The 21295-nt window shown below is 73.4% G+C and carries 21 protein-coding genes and 1 pseudogene; 18 read left to right on the plus strand and 4 right to left on the minus strand.

All coding sequences use genetic code 11. From position 1 onward, the window contains the following. Positions 1-140 precede the first annotated feature (140 nt). From ACZ4VT_RS29660 to ACZ4VT_RS29685, 6 genes and pseudogenes are all read left to right on the plus strand, one after another. On the plus strand, positions 141-803 hold the full coding sequence (locus tag ACZ4VT_RS29660; RefSeq protein WP_467954246.1) for a TetR family transcriptional regulator: 663 nt from the start codon (positions 141-143) through the stop codon (positions 801-803). A 260-nt stretch (positions 804-1063) separates the two neighbouring features. Then, complete coding sequence (locus tag ACZ4VT_RS29665) at positions 1064-1948, plus strand: AfsR/SARP family transcriptional regulator (protein ID WP_467954248.1); 885 nt, start codon at positions 1064-1066, stop codon at positions 1946-1948. Between the two features lie 151 nt (positions 1949-2099). Further along, the gene (locus ACZ4VT_RS29670; protein WP_467954250.1) at positions 2100-2840 is read left to right on the plus strand and encodes a ScbR family autoregulator-binding transcription factor; all 741 of its coding nucleotides are present in this window, start codon (positions 2100-2102) and stop codon (positions 2838-2840) included. Beyond that, entirely contained in the window at positions 2830-3018 is a 189-nt protein-coding gene (locus ACZ4VT_RS29675; RefSeq protein WP_467954252.1) for a hypothetical protein, read from the plus strand. The genes ACZ4VT_RS29670 and ACZ4VT_RS29675 overlap by 11 nt, the downstream gene beginning before the upstream one ends. Before the next feature lie 340 nt (positions 3019-3358). Next, positions 3359-4195 (plus strand): AfsR/SARP family transcriptional regulator, encoded by an 837-nt coding sequence (locus tag ACZ4VT_RS29680; protein ID WP_467954254.1) that lies wholly within the window; start codon positions 3359-3361, stop codon positions 4193-4195. A gap of 64 nt (positions 4196-4259) precedes the next feature. Beyond that, a pseudogene (locus ACZ4VT_RS29685) lies at positions 4260-4699 on the plus strand (nucleotidyl transferase AbiEii/AbiGii toxin family protein); the annotation flags it as partial. Between the two features lie 28 nt (positions 4700-4727). Here the strand turns inward: ACZ4VT_RS29685 and ACZ4VT_RS29690 are convergent. Continuing rightward, a complete protein-coding gene (locus tag ACZ4VT_RS29690) occupies positions 4728-5018 on the minus strand; it encodes a hypothetical protein (protein WP_467954256.1) in 291 nt (96 codons plus the stop codon). Between the two features lie 441 nt (positions 5019-5459). On the opposite strand from ACZ4VT_RS29690, the gene ACZ4VT_RS29695 reads away from it, so the two are divergent. The 4 genes from ACZ4VT_RS29695 (at position 5460) to ACZ4VT_RS29710 (ending at position 10921) form a co-directional block, all read left to right on the plus strand. Continuing rightward, entirely contained in the window at positions 5460-6752 is a 1293-nt protein-coding gene (locus ACZ4VT_RS29695; RefSeq protein WP_467954258.1) for a helix-turn-helix domain-containing protein, read from the plus strand. Positions 6753-6816: 64 nt separating this feature from the next. Continuing rightward, positions 6817-7779 (plus strand): SRPBCC family protein, encoded by a 963-nt coding sequence (locus tag ACZ4VT_RS29700; RefSeq protein WP_467954260.1) that lies wholly within the window; start codon positions 6817-6819, stop codon positions 7777-7779. Between the two features lie 79 nt (positions 7780-7858). After that, positions 7859-8770 carry a 4'-phosphopantetheinyl transferase family protein gene (locus ACZ4VT_RS29705; RefSeq protein WP_467954324.1) on the plus strand — a complete coding sequence of 304 codons (912 nt, stop codon included), beginning with the start codon at positions 7859-7861 and terminating at the stop codon, positions 8768-8770. Positions 8771-8830: 60 nt separating this feature from the next. Further along, the gene (locus ACZ4VT_RS29710) at positions 8831-10921 is read left to right on the plus strand and encodes a condensation domain-containing protein (RefSeq protein WP_467954262.1); all 2091 of its coding nucleotides are present in this window, start codon (positions 8831-8833) and stop codon (positions 10919-10921) included. Positions 10922-10964: 43 nt separating this feature from the next. Here ACZ4VT_RS29710 and ACZ4VT_RS29715 read toward each other — a convergent pair whose 3' ends face one another. Then, entirely contained in the window at positions 10965-11786 is an 822-nt protein-coding gene (locus tag ACZ4VT_RS29715) for an AfsR/SARP family transcriptional regulator (RefSeq protein ID WP_467954264.1), read from the minus strand. Between the two features lie 129 nt (positions 11787-11915). After that, positions 11916-12089 carry a hypothetical protein gene (locus tag ACZ4VT_RS29720; protein WP_362810283.1) on the minus strand — a complete coding sequence of 58 codons (174 nt, stop codon included), beginning with the start codon at positions 12087-12089 and terminating at the stop codon, positions 11916-11918. Between the two features lie 387 nt (positions 12090-12476). Between ACZ4VT_RS29720 and ACZ4VT_RS29725 the strand changes: the two genes are divergently transcribed. From ACZ4VT_RS29725 to ACZ4VT_RS29740, 4 genes are all read left to right on the plus strand, one after another. After that, on the plus strand, positions 12477-13691 hold the full coding sequence (locus ACZ4VT_RS29725) for an aminotransferase class V-fold PLP-dependent enzyme (protein WP_467954266.1): 1215 nt from the start codon (positions 12477-12479) through the stop codon (positions 13689-13691). Positions 13692-13890: 199 nt separating this feature from the next. Further along, positions 13891-15465, plus strand: coding sequence for an acyl-CoA carboxylase subunit beta (locus ACZ4VT_RS29730; protein ID WP_467954268.1), 1575 nt, complete (start codon positions 13891-13893; stop codon positions 15463-15465). Then, positions 15462-15683 carry an acyl-CoA carboxylase epsilon subunit gene (locus tag ACZ4VT_RS29735; protein ID WP_362810292.1) on the plus strand — a complete coding sequence of 74 codons (222 nt, stop codon included), beginning with the start codon at positions 15462-15464 and terminating at the stop codon, positions 15681-15683. The genes ACZ4VT_RS29730 and ACZ4VT_RS29735 overlap by 4 nt, the downstream gene beginning before the upstream one ends. A gap of 65 nt (positions 15684-15748) precedes the next feature. After that, positions 15749-16555: an SDR family NAD(P)-dependent oxidoreductase gene (locus tag ACZ4VT_RS29740; RefSeq protein ID WP_467954270.1), complete on the plus strand. Its 807-nt coding sequence runs from the start codon at positions 15749-15751 to the stop codon at positions 16553-16555. 97 nt (positions 16556-16652) lie between these two features. Here the strand turns inward: ACZ4VT_RS29740 and ACZ4VT_RS29745 are convergent, their stop codons facing one another. Beyond that, positions 16653-17651, minus strand: a complete 999-nt coding sequence (locus ACZ4VT_RS29745) for an AMP-binding protein (protein ID WP_467954272.1) — start codon at positions 17649-17651, stop codon at positions 16653-16655. A 331-nt stretch (positions 17652-17982) separates the two neighbouring features. Here ACZ4VT_RS29745 and ACZ4VT_RS29750 point away from each other — a divergent pair, with 331 nt between their 5' ends. From ACZ4VT_RS29750 to ACZ4VT_RS29765, 4 genes are all read left to right on the plus strand, one after another. Beyond that, positions 17983-18801 (plus strand): NAD(P)H-binding protein, encoded by an 819-nt coding sequence (locus ACZ4VT_RS29750; RefSeq protein WP_467954274.1) that lies wholly within the window; start codon positions 17983-17985, stop codon positions 18799-18801. A gap of 179 nt (positions 18802-18980) precedes the next feature. Next, on the plus strand, positions 18981-19616 hold the full coding sequence (locus ACZ4VT_RS29755; RefSeq protein WP_467954276.1) for a hemerythrin domain-containing protein: 636 nt from the start codon (positions 18981-18983) through the stop codon (positions 19614-19616). After that, a complete protein-coding gene (locus ACZ4VT_RS29760) occupies positions 19613-20104 on the plus strand; it encodes an anthrone oxygenase family protein (RefSeq protein WP_362812954.1) in 492 nt (163 codons plus the stop codon). Before ACZ4VT_RS29755 ends, ACZ4VT_RS29760 begins: the two co-directional genes overlap by 4 nt. Before the next feature lie 184 nt (positions 20105-20288). Further along, positions 20289-21287 carry an AraC family transcriptional regulator gene (locus ACZ4VT_RS29765; protein ID WP_467954279.1) on the plus strand — a complete coding sequence of 333 codons (999 nt, stop codon included), beginning with the start codon at positions 20289-20291 and terminating at the stop codon, positions 21285-21287. The last annotated feature ends 8 nt before the right edge of the window (positions 21288-21295 follow it).

The raw sequence follows: 21295 nt of genomic DNA on the forward strand, positions 1-21295 counted from the left end.
CGCAGGGCGGGTTGGCGTACGCCTCTTGCGCACGTCGGCTCCAGCGGGACACAAGCCGTGCTCCGGTGCGACCGCAGACTGTGGCCGACAAGATCTTGTACCCCCCTGGGCAAACCGCATTGACGGTTTGTGGAGACTCCATGGTCAAGCAGGAGCGTGCGGCCCGCACGCGAGAGACTCTGATCCGCGCTGCCGCGGAGGTGTTCGCCGAGCAGGGTTTCGTGACCGCGTCGATCGCGGCGATCAGTCGGCGGGCCGGTGTGAGCGCCGGCGGGCTGCACTTCCACTTCGGGAACAAGACGGTGCTCGCCCAGGCCGTCGAGGACCGGGCGGCGCAGGCGCTGCGGCAGGTCACCACCGAGCGGTGGGGCGGCGCGGCCGCGTCCGGGACGGTGGACGGCAACGCCCTGCAGGTGCTGGTGGATTCCTCCCATGCCCTGATGGCCCTGCTCGCGGCGGACGTGGTGGTGCGGGCCGCCTTCCTGCTGTGCGCGGACGTCTCCCGCAGGAGCGCGATCGACCTGCGCCGTCAGTGGCGCCTGTGGGTCGAGGCGCTCACGCGGGCCGCGGCGCGGCAGGGCGCGCTGGCCGAGGGGCTCTCCCCGCAGGACGCGGCGGGCGTGGTGGTGGCCGCCACCGTGGGGCTGGAGGCCCTGGGAGCCCGCGAACGGGACTGGCTCGCGCCCCACGTCCTCACCCGGTTCTGGGCGCTGACGCTCCCCCGGCTCGCGGCCGACGGCACTCTGGGCGGGCTGGTGGCGGAAGGCTCGGCCGGTGAAGCCGGCCGCGGTTCCCCCGCATAACGGGGCGCCGTACCAGACCTGATGGTCTGTTTGAAGGGCTACGGGAGTCGGTTCCGGGGCTCCCGGCGGGGGCGATCAAAGGGCGTGGAGACCGCCGCGCTATGGCCCACGGTCGGGTGAAATCGCAGGTGGGAGTGAGTTTTTGAGGGACGGTCAGATCGCGTCGATCCATAAAACAGCGCAACCGGTTTGATATTGACAAACCGTCGGTCCTGTTTTCTACTTGCTGTGCGACTCATCCAAGGACAGGGGAGTACGGCGTGGACATCGATGTACTGGGCGCGTTGGCTGTGCGGGAGAACGGGATCTCCATCACGCCGACCGCCCCCAAGCCCCGGCAGGTCCTGGCGCTCCTGGCCCTCCATGCCGACCAGGTGGTGCCCGTATCGGCGCTGATCGAGGAGCTGTGGGCGGGCGAACCGCCGCGCAGCGCGCGCACGACGCTCCAGACGTACGTCTTGCAGTTACGTGCCCTCATCGCGACCGCTCTGGAGCGCAGCGCTGCCGGCGGCGCGGAGGCCGGTGCGGATCCCCGCGATCCCCGCGATCCCCGGGATCCCGGCGATCCCGTGCGGACCGCGAAGGACATACTCGTCACCCTGCCGGGCGGCTATCTGCTGAGCAGCGGCGGCGGCGTCCTGGACGTGCGGGAGTTCGACCGGCTCGCCGGGACCGGCTACCGCGCCATGGACGCGGGTGACTTCCCCGCCGCCGCGCGGCTGCTGCGCGAGGCGCTGGCCCTGTGGAGCGGGCCCGCCTTCGCCGACGTGCAGGGCGGGGTCCAGCTGGACATGGAGGCCAGACGGCTGGAGGAGACGCGGCTGTGCGCCCTCGACCAGCGGATCGAGGCGGATCTGCGGCTGGGCCGGCACCGGGAGTTGCTGGCCGAACTGACCGTGCTGGCGAGCCGGTACCGCACGCACGAGAACCTGCACGGCCAGTTCATGCTCGCCCTGCACCGCTCGGGGCGGCGCGGCGAGGCGCTGGACGTCTACCAGCGGCTGCGCGGGACGCTGGTGCGCGAGCTGGGGCTGGAGCCGTCGGTGGCGCTGCGGCGCCTGCAGCGCTCGATCCTGATGGCGGGCCCCGAGGGCCTCGCCGAGCCGGGCGTCGAGCCCGGGGGCGAGCGGCTCGTACGGGTCTGAGGCGTGTGAGCTGTTGAGCTGTTGAGGTGTCGGGGCGTGTGAGGTGTTGAGGTCTCCGGGGCCTCAGGGGACTTCGCCCTCCGGCCTGTCAGGGGCCGTCGAGGTGTGCGGGGCCCTGTCGGTCGGCGGCGGGGCGAGAGGGGACGGCTCGGTGCAGGAAAGGTCGGAGCGAACCCGAAGGCGGCTGGTCCGTGCCGCGGCCGAGATGTTCCACCGCAACGGCTACGCCAGCGCGACGCTCGGCGAGATCGCGGGCGCGGCCGGGGTGACGAAGGGGGCGCTGTACTTTCACTTCGCCTCCAAGGACGAGCTGGCGGAGGCCGTGCAGCAGCGGGGATACACCCTGCTGCACGACGAGGTACGGGCCCTGCGCGAGTCGGGGGCCTCGCCGTTGCAGGCGCTGATCGACATCACGCACTGGCTGGCGGCGACGCTGTACGAGGATCCGGCGATCCCGGCGAGCTTCCGGATCACCAAGGAGTGCGGGGCGGGGCCGCGGGGGCCCGTCGGGGCGCAGTCGGTGGTGGTGGACTTCCACGCGGCGTGGATCTCGGCGGTCTGTACGTTGCTCCGGCTGGCGAGGGACGCGGGTGAACTGCCGGCGGTGGAGCGCGAGTGGGAGAGCGCGCAGGCGCTGGTGGCGGCCGTGGCGTGCGGGATCGAGGGCCTGTCCGGTACCGGGATGCCGTACGGGGAGCTGCAGCGGAAGGTGGCGGCCCTGTGGGCCCTGCTGCTGCCGAGCCTCGTGGCGGCCGAGAGCGTACGGAAGTACCGGGCGCGGGCGCCGGGTGGCGCGGCGGGCGGGCCGGGGTCCGGCCCAGCCGCGGAGTTCCTCGGGGCGGTGCGGGAGGGAGCGGGCGGTGGAGCGGGCGGAGCGGCCTGTGAGCGGTGAGACGGTGGTGCCGCTGTGGGCGGCGCCGCTGGGAGGGACGGCCCGTGGTGGCGGTGGCGGTGCGGCGGCCGTCGAGGGGAACGGGGACGGGGTGACGCCGCCGGGTGCCGTGCGGGCGGGCCGGGTGCCGCCCGGTGACGCGGACCGGGCCGACGCGGCGGGCGCGCAACTCCCGTAGAGGGGCGCGGTGATCGCGGTACGGAGCGGTGGGCGGGCGGGACGGGCGCCTCGGGGTGTGCCCGGCACGGGCAGTGCGTACGGAGGCCGGACGGGTACCTGACGTCCGGCGTTCGCGTTCCTCTTCCGGTGCGGCCTGCCCCCGGGTGAAGTGGTCCTTTCCCGGGCCGGGTTCGTGCGGTGTTCCGCCTGGGTGCGGGCCTGTTCCACGGCTGCGGGACGGGGGCGTGGAGAGGGGCTCGAAGGGGGCTTGAGAATCCGGTGAATTCGGTCAAGTACCGCTACCGTGCCCCGAGTCGAAGGCCGAAAAACGAGGGAGTCGACGACTTGCGGAGGAGACCGTGAAGATTAAGGTGCTGGGTCCGTTGAGTGCCGAGGTCAACGGGGGTTCGATCGTTCCGACCGCACGCAAGCCGCGGCAGATCCTGACGCTCCTCGCCCTCTACCCGGGCCGGGTGGTGCCGGTGCCCACGCTCATGGAGGAGCTCTGGGGCACCAACCTGCCGCAGAGCGCTCTCACGACCTTGCAGACGTACATACTCCAGCTGCGCCGGCAGCTCGGTACCGCCATGGGGCCGGGAGGTGGCGGTCCGGGCAGCGCCGGTGGCGCGAAAGAGGTCCTCGTGACGCGGCACGGCGGGTACCTGCTGCAGATCCCGCCGGAGGCGGTGGACGTCCACGAGTACGAGAGCCTCGTGTCCCGGGGCCACAGCGACTTCGAGCAGGGCGACGACGAGAGCGCGGCAGCGATGCTGCGCGCGGCGCTCACGCTGTGGCAGGGGCCCGCGCTGGTCGACGTACGGGTGGGGCCGATCCTGGAGATCGAGGTGATGCGGCTGGAGGAGAGCCGGCTGGTCACCGTGGAGCGGCGGATCGACGTGGACCTGCGGCTGGGCCGGCACACGGAGCTGCTGGCCGAGCTCACCGAGCTGATCGCACGGCATCCGCAGCACGAGGGGCTGCACTCGCAGGCGATGGTGGCGCTGTACCGGTCGGGGCGCCAGGCGACGGCCCTGGACGTGTACCGGCGGCTGCGGGGCCGGCTGATCGAGGACCTGGGGGTGGAGCCGTCACCGCAGCTCCAGCGGCTGCACCAGGCGATGCTGACGGTCGATCCGGCGCTGGACGTGCAGGCGGGGCCGAAGCGGGGGTCGACGTTCGACCTGTACGCGGTCTGAGCCCGCGGCCCGGCCGGCCCGGGTGGCGGGGCCGGCGGGCTGGCGGGGCTGCGGGTGTCGGTCGGTGGACTCGCTGTCGGCCCGGCTCATGGCTGCCGACCCGGACACCGGTGAGCAGTGCGAGGTGGACGTCCTCAAGGAGCACTTCTGGACGCCGCCGACCCAGACCGCGTACGGGCCGGTCCTCGCCTTCGACTCCGTCATCGGGACGAAGGTCCGCGCCCTGGCCGACCGCGGCGCCGTCCGCGACCTCATCGACGTACACGCCGCCTCCCATCATCGCACGGCCCGTGAGCTGGAGAGTCTCGGCGTGCGGCACGGTCGGGACGAGTTCCGCCTCCACGACCTCCGCGACCGTCTCGCCGGCGCGGACTGGGCCGACGACGAAGAGTTCACCGCTACGGCCTCACCGAGGACGAGACGGCTGAACTGCGGGGCCGGGCCCAGCGCTGGGTGAGCGATCTCGACCAGCGCCTGCACGACCACGACCGCGACGAGGTCTGACGGTTCCGGGGTGGTGCCTGGCGGGGCGCTACAGGCCGAGGATGAGGCCCACCGCGGCGGCGGAGCCGAGGTGGGCGGCGGTCAGCATGAGCCATTCGATGATTCCCATGCGCCGGCGGCTGCGCGCCTGCGCCCGCCACTCGAGGACGATGCCGGTGACGGCGGCGGCGAGCAGGGGGGCCCACAGCAGGGCCCACCAGGACCAGACGCCGCCGAAGCGGAGCACGGCGCACGCCGCGCCGGTGAGCGGCACCATCAGCGACCAGGAGGGCGTCTGCCGTGTGTCGTGGGGATGCGCGGCGGTTGAGGGGTCGTTCACTGCGGGTGGCCTTTCGTGCCGGCGGTGTCCGTGGCTGTGCCCGCGAACGTATCCCGGCTCGGTGGTGTCCCTCAAAGGGTTGGCGCCGCGGGCGTGTTCACGAACGGATCCACCGTGGGCCGGGTCCGGCGTCTGGGCCAGCCGATGTCGTCGTCCGGGTGGGTCTTCTCGGCCGGGTCGGCGGGCCGGGGGGCTGGGGACACCGATGGCCTCATGATCGACTCCAAGGCGCTGAATGCGAGAAGAGCGGGCTCCGGCCGGTGCCGGGGCCGGGTTCTGGAGAGTCTGCCTCGGTCGGTTCGAGGAACGCTTGAGGAACGCATGACGTGCGCATGAGAGCCGTGGCGAACCCCTGGCAAAGGTTTGCCCGCGTGTTGCCGGGCGCCCTACGCTCGATGGCGGTTCCCGACAGATTTCTTGCCCGCGACCTCAGGGATGCTCATGCTGCGACAGCCCGCGTTCGGACACCGCCTGAGAAAGCTCCGGATGGCCCAGGGCCTGTCCCAGACGGCGCTGGCCGGCGAGGGCATGTCCACCGGCTACCTGTCCCGTCTGGAGTCGGGCGCACGGCAGCCGACCGAGCGGGCCGTGGGGTACCTGGCCGGCCGGCTGGGCCTGGAACCGGCCGACTTCGAGGAGCCGGCCACCGGCTCGCTGGCGCATGCGCTCACCCTCGCGGCGTCCACCGGCTCCCCCGACGCCATCGAGGCCCTGCGCCAGGCGCTGGCCGCCGAGGGGCACGAGCCGCCGGTATTGCGCTGGCAGGCGCTGTGGCTCCTCGCCCGGGCCGCCCGCGTCCAGGGCGACCACGCGCTGGAGCTGGACCGGCTCACCCGGCTGGTGGCGCTCGGCGAGGAAGTGGGTGTGTGCGAGCTGCGCGTGCGGGGCCTGACCCGGCTCGCCCGCTGCCTGCGGTCCGTCGGTGAGATCAACCCGGCCCTGGACGCCGCCGTCGAGGCCCACCGGATCGCGCTGGGCGAGGAGTTGGGGGTGGAGGACCGGGCCACCGCCCTGCTGGCGCTGGTGTCCGTACAGGCCGAGGCCGGCCGGATCGGCGACGCCCGGGTGCATGCCGACGAGCTGACCGTCCTCGTCGGGGGCCGCTCCGACGCGCTGTGGGCCGAGGCGATGTGGACGGCCGCGGCCGTGCGGATGCGCCAGGGCGACTACCCGGGCGCGCAGGCGTTCCTGGACGACGCCCTCGACCGGTTCGGCAGCCAGGAGGATCTGGTCCTGTGGATCCGGCTGCGGCTGGCCACGGCCCGGCTGCACCTGCAGAAGCTGCCCGCCGATCCGGAGCAGGCACGCCGGCGCGCCGCCGAGGCCGAGGCCGCGCTCGCATTCGTGGGCACGCCGGCCCTGCGGCAGGACCTGACCGCGCTCAAGGCCGACCTCGCGTTCGCCACCGGCCGGTACGACGACGCGCGCGCCCTGCTCGGCCAACTGGCCGCCGACCAGCCGAGGATGACCTACCGCGGCCGGGTGCGGCTGGAGATCCTGCGTCATCAGCTGCTGATCCTCGGCGGCGACCCCTCCGGGATCCAGGGCCTGCGCGATCTGGCCCAGCAGGCGCAGGAGGACGCCAACATCGACCTCGCCGCCGAGATCTGGCGGGTGCTGGCCGACGCACTGACCCAGGCCGGACAGGCGGGACAGGCCGTACAGGCCGCCGGACAGGGCGGGCAGGGCGGGCGGGTGGGGCGGCTCAGCGGGGCCTCGACCGTCGGCGGTTGAGGAAGGCTCAAGTCCCCTGGTGCAGCCTGGAACGCATCGCAGGAACGATCAGGGGGTACGTCTCATGCCGTCGCAGCGCGTGCACGCGAGCGAGCGGACGGCGTGGGTGGCCGCCCCGGCCGGCGTGGTCTACGGACTGCTGGCCGACGCCGTCCGCTGGCCCCTTCTGCTGCCCTCGCACGTCCACGTCGAGCGGATGGACTTCGACGGGGTCCGGGAACGGCTGCGGGTCTGGGACGTGCGCGACGGGAGGGTCCGCTCCTTCCACGTGCGCCGGGTGCTGGACCCGCACGCCAGGACCGTCGGGTTCGAGGAGGAGGACACCGCCCGTCCGGGCGTGCCCACCGCCGGCGTGTGGACGGTCGAGGCGCTCGGCGAGACCGAATCACTCCTGACGCTACGTCAGGAACGTACTCTGGAGGGGCTTCCCGCCGCCGCGAGCGAGCGCAGCCGGCGGGAGTGGGAGGCGGAGCCGGCCGAGCGGCTCGCCCACGTGAAGGGGATCGCCGAGCGCTGGGAGCGCCTGGACCAGCTGGTGTTCTCCTTCGAGGACAGCGTGCGCGTCGACGGCCCCGCCGAGCTGGTCTACGACTTCCTCTACCGGATCGGGGACTGGCCCGAGCGCGTCCCGCACGTGGAATCGGTCGGCGTGATCGAGGACGTACCCGGGGTGCAGCTGGCGACCGTGGACACCTGCGCCGCCCCCGGCGGGGCTACGGTCACCACCCGGTCGGTGCGGCTGTGTTTCCCCTCGGCCGCGCGGATCGTCGACAAGGAGCTGACGACGTCCCGGCTGCTCGCCGCGCACAGCGGCGAGTGGTCGCTGGTCCCGGACGGGGGCGGCGTACGGGTCGTCTGCGCCCGGCGGGTGATGCTGCGGGAGGAGGCGGTCGAGGAGGTGCTGGGGGCGGGGACCGACCTCGTGGAGGCCCGCCGGTACGTACGGACGTGGCTGGGGCGGGCCGGTACGGAGACGCTGCGCCTGGCCAGGTGGCACGCCCAGAGCGCCGTACGCCGTCTGCGATGAGCCACGAGCCCCCGCGCCCCCGCGCCCGCGAGTCCGCGATCCGCGAGTCCGCGATGAGCACGAGAAGGAGGTCGTGACCATGGTTGCCGCCCGGTCCCGCCCGGAGGCGCTCGGCGCGCCGCTGCACATCGCCGGTCCCGAAGGCCCGTGGGACGAGGTGGGCGACCGGCTCGACGACACCGGCCGGGCGGTGATCTGCACGACGTGGGGCCAGTGGCTGGCCGCCGTGCTGCTCGACCCCGCGCTGCGGCCCCTGCTCGGGCGCGACTGGCCGCGCTACCGGCAGACGGCGGCCGCGGCCGGCAGGATGCGCTTCGCCGTCTCGCGGTTCGTGGTCAAGCACGCCGCCGCGGCCGCGCTGAACGTTCCCGTGGACACCCTGGAACTGGGCTACGAGCCGGACGGGCAGCCCCTGGTGCGGGGTGCGGGCGAGGACCTCGCGGTGAGCCTGGCGCACACCGGTGAGCTGATCGTGGTCGGTGTCAGCCGTAGCGGTCCGATCGGTGTGGACGCGCAGCCCGCGGACCGTGACGTGGCCGTCGAGGTGCCGCCCGAGCGGTGGTGCACCGCGGCGGAACGCGCGGCACTGGCCGCCCTGCCCGAGGGCGAGCGCCGGGCCCGGCTGCTGTGGCTGTGGACCCTGAAGGAGGCCCGTACCAGGGCGCTCGGGCACGGGCCGCGCGGCGGCTTCCCCGCCGTCGGGTTCGACCGTGATGAGCGGGGCCGTGTCGCCTTGGTGGGCGTGCCGGATGAGGAGGGGGACGCGGGCGGGGAGTGGACGTTCACCGCCCATCGGGTCCTGGAGCGCCATCTGGTCGGCGCCGCGCACCGGCGCCGGCCCGCTCTGCCGGCGGACGGGAAGGCGCAGGTCGACACCGGTTCGCGAAGCGCTGCAGCACCACTTGAGGAAAGGGGAACCGGGCCCCGGGACCACTTACCCTTTCTGCGACCGGTGACCTCCGGGTGGGGCGAGGGAAGGCGGACGCCGTGAACGCAGGGGAACGCTCCGCGGTGCCCTTCGCGCCGGTTTTCCCGTGTCGTGTCCGTGTCGGTGACTGACAAGAGCGCGGACGGGCCCGGGCCGGTCCTCGCGGTGGTGCACGAGGCGGGCCGCGCCGCGCCCGGTTCCGCGCTCGTCCTCGGCCTGCGGGGGCTGCGCCACGACGCGGACGCCGAGTTGTTCGCCGCCCGCATCGCCGAGCGCCACCGCCGCTTCCGGGTCACCCTGGAGGGCCACGGGCCGGGCCGGCACACCCTGCGCCTGCTGCCGGACACCGGCGCGCCCGGTCCCGCGTCGCCGAGCCCGGCGTCGCCGGGTCCCGCGGATCTGAGCGCCGAGCTGCTGGCGGACCTGCTGGGCCCGTACCCGGGCGCCGGTGAGCCCCTGGCCCTGGCCGGGGACCGGCGCGAACTGCTCGCGGAGGCCGTCACCCGTGCCGACGGGCCGGACCGGTACCTGGAACAGGTCCACTGGAACTGGTCGGGCCCGCTCGACCGGGCCCGCTTCGACGCGGCCTGGCAGTCCGTCTGCGGGCGGGAGTCGATCCTGCGGGCCGCCTTCGACTGGACGGCGGTGCCACGGCTGCTGCTGCATCCGTACGCCGAAGTCGAGATCGTCCACCGTACCCGCGCGGACACCACCTGGCGGGAACTCCTCGACGCGGACCGGGCGCGGGGGTTCGCCCTCAACCGGCCGCCGCTGCTGCGCCTGACCCTGCTGGAGGGGGACCCGGGGGCGCCCACCCGGGTGCTGCTGACCTGCCACCGCGCGCTGCTCGACGAGCACGGCGTCCACCTCCTGCTGCGCGCGTTCTACCGCGCCTACCTGGCCGCGGGCGCCCTGCCCGGCGGTGAGCGCCGCCCCGACCTGCGCGACCACGCGCGCTGGCTGGCCCGGCAGGGCACCGAGGGGGCCCGGGAGCTGTGGACGCGCGCGGCGCCCCCGCGCGGCGCCGCGACCGCGCCGGGACGCCCCGGCGCGGACACCCGCCAGAGCGGCGAGGGGCGCCTGCGCCGGCGGCTGGAGGACCCGTACGGGCCGCGGCTGCGTTCCTGGGCCGCGGCGCGGGGGGCCGGCGAGAGCAGCGCCCTGCACATGGTGTGGGCGCTGCTGCTGTACCGGGCGGCCGCGGCCGAGGGTCCGCTGGCGGTGAGTTTCGGCGTGCGGGTCTGCGGCGGTGACATCGCGCTGCCCGGAGCGGCCGGTATCCCCGGGCTGCTGGGCAGTGCGCTGCCGATGACGGTGCGGGTGGATCCGGCGGCCCCGCTGGCCGCTCTGCTGCGGCAGGTGCACGACGCCCGGCTGGACATGGGCGCCTATTCGTGGGTGTCGGCCGACCTCATCCGCGAGTGGAGCGGCCGGGGGCCGGGCGAGCGGCTCACCGACAGCGTCATCGTCTTCGACGGTCCGGCCGATCCGGGGGCCGGCGTGGGGCGTGAACTGCAGGCGCAGGGCGTCGGCGTGGACGCGCCGCGGACCGTCGGCGCCGGCGGTGGTGTGCCCGTCACGGTGGTCGCCCGGCACGAGAGCGGCGGCGCGCTGGTGCTCGACGCCGTGTACGACCGGGCGCGTCTGGCGGACGCGGACGCCGCCGCCGTCCTCGGGCAGTGCGTCGGCCTGCTGCGGGCCCTGACCGATCTGCCGGACCCTGATCCCACGGTCGGCGGGGTGCTGGCCCTGCTGGCGGACGCGGAGGCCCCGTCCATGGCCGCCCGGCCGCCGGCGGTGCGGCGTACCGCGCTCCGCACGCTGCGCGGCGGGGCGTCTTCGGCGGAGGTGATCTGTCTGCTGGCGGTCCCGGGGGTGGTGGGCGGCTGCTACGAGCGGTTCGCCCGCGACCACCAGGGCCCGCAGACGATCGTGGTGTGGGACCTGGACGGCCCGCCCGGCCCTACGGTGCCCGGCCCTACGGTGCCCGGCGCGGTGGTGCCCGCGGCCCTCGCCGAGCTGCTGGCCTGCGGCAGGCGGCTGGTGCTGGGCGGGTGCGGGCCGGGCGCGGGGGCGGCGTACGAGCTGGCGCGGGTTCTCGCGGACGGGACCGGATCGCCGGTGAGTGTCGTCATGACCGGGCTCGGCGGTCCCCGGAGCAGCGCGGAGGCGCTCGCCCGGGGGCTCGCGGGTGTGGCCGTGCGGCGCGACTGAGCGGGGCCGCCCTCCGGCGACGACGGGAGTTTGACGTCAGGCCCTAGGCGGCGTAGAGGTCGAAGGTGGAGGTGCGGCGCGGTCCGGCGAGGACGTCGAGCTGCGGGTCGACGGCGAGCATGGCCTGGTGCAGTCGCTGGAGTTGGGGTGACGGTTCGACGCCCAGGTCCTCGATCAGCCGGCCGCGCAGCCGGCGGTACACGTCCAGGGCGGTGGCCTGCCGGCCCGAGCGGTACAGGGCCACCATGACCTGCGAGTGGAGTCCCTCGTGCTGGGGGTGACGTGCGGTCAGCTCGGTCAGCTCGGCGATCAGTTCCGCGTGCCGGCCCAGCCTCAGGTCGGCGTCGATCCGCCGCTCCACGGTGACCAGGCGGCTCTCCTCCAGGCGCATCACCTCGATGTCGAGGATCGGTCCGACGCGTACGTCGACCAGGGCGGGGCCCCGCCACAGGTCCAGGGCGGCCCGGTAGCGGGCGGCGCAGACCCGGCTGTCGCCGGATTCGAAGGCCGACTGGCCCTCGCCGGCGAGGCGTTCGTAGTCGTGCACGTCGACGCCGTCCTCGGGTATCTGCAGGAGGTAGCCGCCGTGCCGGGTGACGAGTACTTCCTTGGCGCCGCCGGGGGCGTCGGGGCCCATGGCGGTGCCCAGTCGTCTGCGCAGTTGGAGGATGTACGTCTGCAGGGTGGTCAGCGCGCTCTGGGGCGGCGCGGTTCCCCAGATCTCCTCCATGAGGGTGGGAACCGGTATGACGCGCCCTGGATAGAGCGCGAGGAGCGACAGGAGCTGTCTTGGTTTGCCCGCGGTCGGAACGATGGATCCCCCGTTGACCTCTGCGCTCAGCGGACCCAGAACCTGAATTCTCACGGTCTCCTCCGTACTTCCTTGGCTCTTTTCCTCCGGTGGCCAAGGAGCTGCCCCCGTTCGAGGCACGCTAGCCGGGGTGGATGTGCTCCATCTCTTTCCTGTAGTGGCTTTCGAGCCGCCGCCGAGCGGTTACGGCCAGTCGATCAGGGCGGTGGCGGGTCCGGCGGCGGCCGGGGTGCCGGCCGAGGTCGGGGGGACCGGCCAGTCGATGGCGCCGCCGTCGGCGTGGGCGGCCGCGCCCGCGGTCAGGACGGCGGTGGCGACGAGGGCGGCGGTGGCGACGACGCGGGCGATGTTCTTCATGGTGGCTCCTCCGTGGCAACGTTTTGAATCTTCTTGGCAAGTCCTCTGCCAAGAAGATTGGCAACGCCTGCTTGGGATTTGCTCGTCAATCGCTTGAGAAAAGCTGGAGGGAAGGGCGGGCACCGCCCGCCGGCCTCCCTTTGTGAAGGTCAGGCACCTTCATGAATTGCCGTGACCTGCACGGACGTTGATATGCCAGGGGGCGAGTGGGGATTTGCCAGGAGTTGCCAAGGAGCCGGAACTTGAGCATCGCCGGAGCGGGCATTGCCAAGACCGCCAAGCAATAGGCAATGTATTGCCAAGCGTTCTGGCAATACATGGAACACAGGGTCGTGGCGACGTGCCACGGCCCCGACAGCGGGGGGAGGCCCCTGAATGAATGCGCCGATGAATGCGCCGACGTACGACACGGAACGAACGGCCCACCTGGACACGGCGGGCACGGGCCGGATGCCGGACGGTGTGCGGGCCGTGCTCGCCGCCTGCACGGCCCGCGACGACCGCTTCGGGAGCCGCGCGCTGAAGGAGCACCTCGGCGCCGTCCTGGACACCGAGGTGCACGACCGTCTCGGCGGCCTGCTGGGTGTCCCGGCCGGCGACACGGTCCTCACCACCGGCGCGGCCGCGGCCTTCGACGCCTTCGTCTCCGCCACGGAGCTCGGCCCCGGCGACCGGATCTGGACCACCCCGCACGAGGGCGTGGACCACCTGACCACCCTCTACGCCCTGCGTGACCGCACCCGTTGCCGGCTGGAGGTGGTCCCGCTGCGCGCGGACGGCGACCTCGACCTGGACTGGATGCGGGCCCACATCGACGAGGACGTCGCCCTCGTCTCGGTGGTCCACGTCTCCTCGGCCTGCGGCACCGTCAATCCGGTCGAGCGGGTGGGCCGGCTCCTGGCCCCCCACCGGGCCCGGTACGCCGTCGACGCCTCCCACTCCGTCGGCCAGCTCCCCGTCGACGCCGCGCGCACCGGAGCGCACCTGGTCACGGCGGACGGCTGGAGGTTCCTGCGCGGCCCGGACGCGGTGGGCTTCGCCTACGCCGCGCCCGGGGTGTGGGGCGGCCGTCCGCCGGCGCCCGCCCCGGCGGCCGTGGCCGCGCTGAACGCCGCCCTCGCCGACCACGCCGGCGCCTCCCGCCTCCCGCGCGAGGACCTGCTGCCCCGGCTGCGCGCGGTCGTCGAGCGGACGCCGGGGATCGAACTGCTCGCGCCGGGCCGGGAGCAGGCCGGGATGCTGGCGTTCCGTCACGGCGAGGTCCCGGCGGCGCTCATCCGGCGCGGCCTGGCCCGGCGCGGGGTCGTCCTGCGCAAGAGCGTCGCGCAGGAGAACCCGCTCCACCCGGCCGTCCGGGACGGCGCCACCGCCGTCCGGGCGTCCGTCCACCACGACAACGGCGCCCAGGACATCGACCGCTTCGAGCAGGCCCTGCGGGAGGTCCTGCGGGAGGAGCGGGAGAGGCGGGAGTGCACCGGCGCGGCCTTCGCCGCGGCACCTGCCGCGGTCGGCGCCGCCGTCGCGGACGGCTCCGGCGGGCCGTCGCCGTACCGGGCGAAGCCGGCCGGCCGCCGCCACCTCACCCTGCACCGGGCGACCTGAGCCCTGCCGCACCCGGGCGGGGGCCCCACCCCGCCTCAGGCCACCCCGTCCTCAGGCCGCCGGGCCGACCGGCGCCGGGCCCGCGTGCCGGGCGGCGCCAGGACCACGTCTCGTACGGGGTTCGAGCGTACTTCCACGGCGTCTTGAGCCCCGCGCGCGACGGTGGCCGCAATCCGGTCTTCAGATCTGGAGGATCCACATGACCATCAGTGACGTGCCCACCCTGCCGGGCAGAGACCCTGCCGCGGAACTGGCCGGCATCAAGGCCCTGGCCCTGGCCGGCCCCGACGAGCGGGCCACCGAAGCGCAGCACGCCAAGGGCAAACTCACCGCCCGCGAACGCATCGCGCTGCTGCTGGACGAGGGCTCGTTCCACGAGATCGAGGCGCTGCGCCGGCACCGCGCGAGCGGTTTCGGGCTGGAGCAGAAGCGGCCCTACACCGACGGCGTGGTCACCGGGTGGGGCACGGTGGGCGGCCGCACCGTGTTCGTGTACGCGCATGACTTCCGCATCTTCGGCGGGGCGCTGGGCGAGGCCCACGCGGAGAAGATCCACAAGGTGATGGACCTGGCCGAGGCGGCCGGCGCCCCGCTGGTCTCGCTGAACGACGGTGCCGGTGCCCGGATCCAGGAGGGTGTGTCCGCGCTGGCCGGTTACGGCGGCATCTTCCAGCGCAACACCCGCTCCTCCGGGGTCATCCCGCAGATCAGTGTGATGATGGGCCCGTGCGCGGGCGGGGCCGCCTACTCCCCCGCGCTCACCGATTTCGTCTTCATGGTCCGCGGGACCTCGCAGATGTTCATCACCGGCCCGGACGTGGTGCGTGCCGTCACGGGTGAGGAGATCACCCAGAACGGTCTCGGCGGCGCCGATGTGCACGCCGCGGTCTCCGGGGTGGCCGCCTTCGCCTACGACGACGAGCAGAGCTGCCTGGAGGACGTACGGCACCTGCTCTCGCTGCTGCCGTCCAACAACCGTGAGACACCGCCGCGCGAGTACGGTGATGACCCCGCTGACCGGCGTACCGAGGCGCTCTCGGGCATCGTCCCCGCCAATCCGCAGCAGGCGTACGACATCCGCCGGGTCATCGAGGAGGTCGTCGACGACGGCGACCACTTCGAGGTGCAGCCCGGCTGGGCGGCCAACGTGGTGTGCACGCTGGCCCGGATGGACGGGCACGTCACCGGTTTCGTCGCCAACCAGCCCGCGAGCCTGGCCGGGGTCCTCGACATCCACGCGAGCGAGAAGGCGGCGCGCTTCGTGCAGTTCTGCGACGCCTTCAACATTCCGCTGGTCACCCTGGTCGACGTGCCCGGTTTCCTGCCGGGTGTCGGCCAGGAGCACGGCGGGATCATCCGGCACGGCGCCAAGCTGCTGTACGCGTACTGCAATGCCACCGTCCCGCGGATCTCCCTGGTGCTGCGCAAGGCGTACGGCGGTGCCTACATCGTCATGGACTCCCGTTCCATCGGCGCGGACCTCGCGCTGGCCTGGCCCACGAACGAGATCGCCGTCATGGGCGCCGAGGGCGCGGCGAACGTCATCTTCCGCCGGGAGATCGCCGCTTCCGCCGACCCCGACGCGACGCGCGCGCAGAAGATCAAGGAGTACACGGCCGAGCTGATGCACCCCTATTACGCCGCCGAGCGCGGTCTGGTCGACGACGTCATCGACCCGGCCGAGACCCGCTCGGTGCTCGTGGGGGCCTTGGCCATGCTGCGTCCCAAGTACGCCGACCTGCCGTCGCGCAAGCACGGCAACCCGCCGGTATGACGGCCGGGGAGGCGGCGGCCGCACCGGGGGCGGGGGCGGAGCCGTGGAGGATCGTGCGCGGGCGCCCCGACGCGGCGGAGACGGCCGCCGTGCTGGCGGTCCTGAGCGCCCTGCTGGGCCGGCGCGCGGTCGAACGGCCCGATCCGCCGCGCACGGAGGCGGCCGGATGGGACCGCGCCGGCGGGTTCCGGCGTGCGGGAACCTGGCGCGAGCGCTGATCCGTCGCGCCCCGAGTGCCCTGCGGCACGCTCGGGACGTCTGGTGAGCGACGGAGGGAACAAGCATGAGCGTGAAGACGAGAGAGATGTCTCCCGAACGGCCCGTGGCGCTGGTCACCGGGGCGACCAGCGGCATCGGGCTGGCCGTCGCCCGGGATCTGGGCGCCCGCGGCCACCGGGTGTTCGTCTGCGCGCGTACCGAGTCCGCGGTCAAGCAGACCGTCGCCGACCTGCAGGGCGAAGGGCTGAGCGTGGAGGGCGCGGCCGCCGATGTGCGTGACCGCACGGCCGTACGGTCGCTGGTCGCCTCGGCGGTGGCGGCGTACGGGGCCCCGGTCAGTGTCCTGGTCAACAATGCCGGGCGCAGCGGCGGCGGCGTCACCGCGGAGATCACCGACGAGTTGTGGCACGACGTCATCGACACCAACCTCAACAGTGTGTTCCTGCTGACGCGGGAGGTCCTCAACAGCGGTGGCCTCGGCGTGCAGCCCTGGGGCCGCATCGTCAACATCGCCTCCACGGCGGGCAAGCAGGGGGTCCTGCTCGGTGCCCCCTATTCCGCGTCCAAGCACGCCGTGGTCGGGTTCACCAAGGCGCTCGGCAAGGAACTCGCGCCGACCGGGACCACCGTCAACGCGGTCTGCCCCGGATATGTGGAGACGCCCCTGGCGGCGCGCGTGCGCAGTGGCTACGCGCAGGCGTGGGAGACCACCGAGGAGTACGTCCAGGACCAGCTGGAATCCAGGATCCCGCTGGGCCGGTACTCCACGCCCGAGGAGGTGGCCGCTCTGGTGGGCTATCTGACCACCGATCTGGCGGCCTCCATCACGGCCCAGGCGCTCAACGTGTGCGGGGGGATGGGGAACTACTGACGCCGGCCGCCGCCGGGACCGGCGGCAGGAGGGAGGGCCGTGGACGGTCGGTCGTCCGCGGCCCTCCCCTCGTGCCGCCGGTCCCGGCGGCGGCGGCTCACAGGACGGTCGGCGGCCCCGAAACGTCCCAGACGACGGCCTGTGGGGCGATCCGGGCGTCCCGCCAGTCGGCCAGGGCGGCGGCGTGCACCTGCTCGTCCGAGAGCAGTACGTGGCGCAGCGCCGGCAGGTTGGCGCGGCTCGCGCGGGCGGCCGTGGCCAGCCGGGCGAAGGCGGACGGCAGTTGGGTCACCACGCTCACCTGCCGTTCGGCCAGCAGCCGGGCGAACGCGCGGGCGTCGCGGGCGGTGTCGCGGTCCACGACGACGGCGTGGGCGCCGCTGAGCAGGGGGGCCCAGATCTCCCTCATGCCCAGGTCCAGGCTGAGGGAGTGGAAGTAGGTCCACACCTCGTCCGGTCCCGACTCCAGCATCGGGACCACGGTGTCCACCCACGAGAGGATGTCCCGGTGGGTGACGGGCCGGACGGTGAGGGTTCGGCCGGGATCGCCGCCGGCGGGCAGGGCCAGGAAGGCCGTGTCCGGCGGGATCTCGCGGCCGATCGCCGTCTCGGGGCGTGCCGCGATGACGAATCTGCCCGCCTTGGCCAGCGGGATCTCGTCGCGCAGCAGTCCGCTGTCGGAGAGGACCATCTCGACGCCGGCGTCGCGCATCAGGCGTTCCTGGAGGCCCGGGTTGTGTCCGGGTTCCAGTGGCAGCACGGCGGCTCCGGTGCGCAGTGCGCCGACCACGGCGGCGGGGACGGTGCAGGAGCGCTGTGTGCGGACGGCGACGGCCGCGCCGGGTCCCGTCCGGCCCGACAGGCGGCGTGCGATGTCGTCGGCGCGCCAGTCCAGTTCGAGGTAGGTCGTCTGCTGTCCGGTGTCCCGGGTGCAGAGTCGGGTGGGGTGGCGGGCGGCGGCGGCCGCGAAGCGGATGTCGATGCGGTCCCGGCGCGCGGGCCGCCCGGCGGCCGGGTCGAGCCCGATCCGTCCGTGCAGAGCGGCCAGGTCGGCGGACAACCGGTCGAGCTCCGGATGATCCGGAGTGGCGTTCATGCGGCCTCCCAGCGGCGGGTCGTGACTCCGGGGCCGATGGTGTCGCAGGGGACCGGAAAACGGCTCAAGTCCCGCCGCAGAGGAGGGCTCGACGGTCGGTCAGAATCCGCTGGGCGGCTGCTGGACGGCTGCTGGACGGTCGCTCGACGAGCCCTCAAGGGTCGCTCGGGACGCCTGGCCCGCCCCGTGGGGGCATGCCTACGATTCTGGGGCTCACGCCGAAGCCACACTCTCTCCGTCGCGCTCCGAGGTGACCACTCGTAGACGCAGGCATATGGAACTGAGCTTTGTGGCTATGGCCCGTCTCGCGAGACTGGACTTGACTGTACTCATGACTCAGAACACGCAGATCACCCTCGTCATCGGCGGTCACGGCAAGACCGGCCGGCGCGTCGCCGAGAAGCTTTCCGCCCTGGGCCGCCAGGTCCGGATCGGTTCCCGTAGCGGCCGGCCCGCCTTCGACTGGCACGAGCCCGCCACCTGGGGTCCGGCGCTGGAGGGCGTCGACCGGGTGTACGTGACCTACTACCCCGACCTCGCCTTCCCGGGCGCCGCCGAGCAGGTCCGCGAATTCTCCAAGGTGGCCGTCGCGAACGGTGCGCGCCGTCTGGTGCTGCTGTCCGGCCGCGGTGAGGAGGCCGCGGAGGTGTCGGAGGAGAACCTGAAGGCCTCCGGCGCCGACTGGACCATCGTCCGCTCCAGTTGGTTCAACCAGAACTTTAACGAGAGCTTCTTCCTGGAGCCCGTACTGGCCGGCGAGATCGCCCTGCCGACCGGTGACGCGGTGGAGGCCTTCGTCGACGCCGACGACATCGCCGACGTCGTGGTGGCCGCGCTGACCGATGACAAGCACATCGGCAAGACGTACGAGCTGTCGGGCCCGCGCCTGCTCAGCTACAGCGATGTGGCCGCCGAGCTGACCAAGGCCACCGGGCGCGAGATCAAGTACATCTCGGTCACCAACGAGCAGTACCGTGCGGTGCTGCGCGAGAACGGCCTGCCCGAGGAGTTCGCGGACCTGTTCACCATGATCCTCGACGGGCGCAACGCGCACCTGGTGCACGGTGTCGAGGAGGCCCTGGGCCGCAAGCCCAAGGACTTCTCCGACTTCGCCCGCGACGCCGCGGCGTCGGGGGTCTGGAACGTCTGACGGCGCGAGCCCTCACGGCTGCGTCCCTCATGGCTCCTTGACCGGGCGGCGACTCTGGTACGGCCGCCGCCCGGTACTCGGGGTTCGGGGGACGCGCGCCCGCGCACCCGCACCACCCGCACACCCGCACCACCCGCACACCCGTGCCACCGCGCTCGGCAGACCGGCAGGAGGCTCCCGTGCCAGCTCCCCCGTCGTATTCCAGCGAACACGGACTGGAACACCTTCCCCCGCACTTCCACGGCTTCGCCCTGATGCACGTCGCGATGCGGCGCGACGCGGCCCGGCTGCGCGCCGCGGCCCCCGCGTGGAACGGCGCGGGCACCGAGTGGTGGCAGCGGCTGCGCCAGGTCATCGAATGGCACCACACCAGCGAGGACGACGTGCTGTGGCCGGGACTGCGCCGCCGGGACGCCGACTTCGACGCGCAGGCACGCGAACTGCACGAGGACCACGAGGAACTGGACGCCGCGATGGCGGCCGTCTCGACGGCGATCGCCCGCCGCGGTGACGGCCTGGTCCGGGCGGCGCAGACCTTCGAGGGTGTGCTGCGCGACCATCTGCGCGACGAGGAGCGGATCGTCTTCCCCGTCTTCGACCGGCTCGGCGAGCGGGCCTACCTGGCCGAGGAGCGCAAGGTCGTCTCCAGCGCCCCGATGCGCGTGATGACCTACCTCCAGCCGTGGATGTTCGACGGTGCTTCCCGGCAGTCGGTCGCGCACGTCGCGGCCACCATCCCGCCGCCCGTCCGGCTGATCGGCGCGACGCTGCTGAACCGGCGCTACGAGCGCACGTTGAAGGGAATCCTGAATTGAGCAGCACGACCACGCAATCGGTGACGCTGGTGGCGGCGACGGTGGGGACCGGGCTGATGGCCGGGCTGTACTTCGCCTTCGACATCTCGGTGATGCCGGGGCTGGGCCGCGGCGACGACCAGACGTACGTGACCGCGATGCGGAACATCAACGAGGCGATCGACAACGGCCTGTTCGGGCTGCTCTTCCTGGGCGCCTTCCTGGCGACCGGGGTGGCGGCCGTGCAGCAGCAGCGTGGCGGGCGCCCGGACGCGGCGCGCTGGGGCTGGCTGGCGTTCGCGCTCTACGGGCTGTCGCTGGCCGTCACCGCGATCGTGAACATCCCCCTCAACAACCAGCTGGCCCGGGCCGGCGCCGACGTGGCGGCGGCCCGCTCCCGCTTCGGCGGCCGGTGGGCCTCGGGCAACATCGTGCGTACGGTGGCCTGTACGGCGGCTCTGGCCGCGCTGGGACGGGCCCTGACGCTGCACGGCCGCGCGTCGGTGTAGGCCCCCCGGCCGCGGCGAGACCGGCGGCGGTGGCAGACGCTGTGGCGCTGCGCCGCTCCTCCCCCCGCGAACGGCGCCCGCTCTCTTCTCCGTCCCCCGCGGGAGAGCGGGCGCTTCGCCGTGTGCGGACACCGATGCGGGTGGCGGGCCGGGGGCATGACGTTCGAGGCGAGAGGATGTACGCATGGACACGCTGACCGGACTGCTGGAGGGCCCCAAGGCCCGGGGGGCCTTCCTGCTCAAGTCCGTCTTCAACCCGCCCTGGTCGCTGCGCGTGGAGGACCGGGCGCCGCTCTCGGTCGTCACGATGGTGCACGGCGACGCGTGGCTGCTTCCCGGGCACGGCACCCCGGTGGTGATCCGGCCGGGCGATGTGGCCGTCGTGCGGGGCCCCGATCCGTACACGGTGGCGGACTCCCGGGACACGCCGGTGCAGATCACGGTCGGCCCGGAGCAGCGGTGCAGTACCGAGGAGGGCGAGGACGTCACCGAGACGATGGCGCTCGGTGTGCGTACCTGGGGCGACGATTTCCAGGACGCCGGCTCGGCGGTGATGCTGAGCGGTACCTACCAGGCGCCGAGTGAGATCGGCCGGCGGCTGCTGAGCGCGCTGCCGACGATTTTGGTGCGGCCGGCCGAGGCCGCCGACACCACTTTGGTCGCTCTGCTCGCGTCGGAGATCTCCAAGGACGAGCCGGGCCAGGAGATCGTGCTGGACCGGCTCCTGGACCTGCTGCTGATCGGGGTGTTGCGGACCTGGCTGGCGGCGCCGGGCAGCGGCGCGCCGTCCTGGTACCGGGCCCAGAGCGATCCGGTGGTCGGGCCCGCCCTGCGGCTGCTGCACGAGAATCCCGCGCACGGCTGGACGGTCGAGGAACTCGCCCTGAAGGTGGGGGTGTCGCGGGCCTCGATGGCGCGCCGGTTCACCGATGTGGTGGGTGAGCCGCCGGTGGCCTATCTGACGGGGTGGCGTCTGGCCCTCGCCGCGGATCTGCTGCGGGAACCGGACGCCACCATCGCGACGGTGGCCCGGCGGGTGGGTTACAGCTCGGCCTTCGCCCTGTCGACGGCGTTCAAGCGGGTGCGGGGCATGAGTCCCCAGGAGTTCCGTTCGGGCGCGCACCCGGTTGCCGCGCCGCAGGCCCCGCAGCGGGCGCACACGGTGGTGCTGCCCGGGCCCTGACGGCCGGC

This window comes from Streptomyces sp. NPDC029164, from assembly GCF_055563995.1.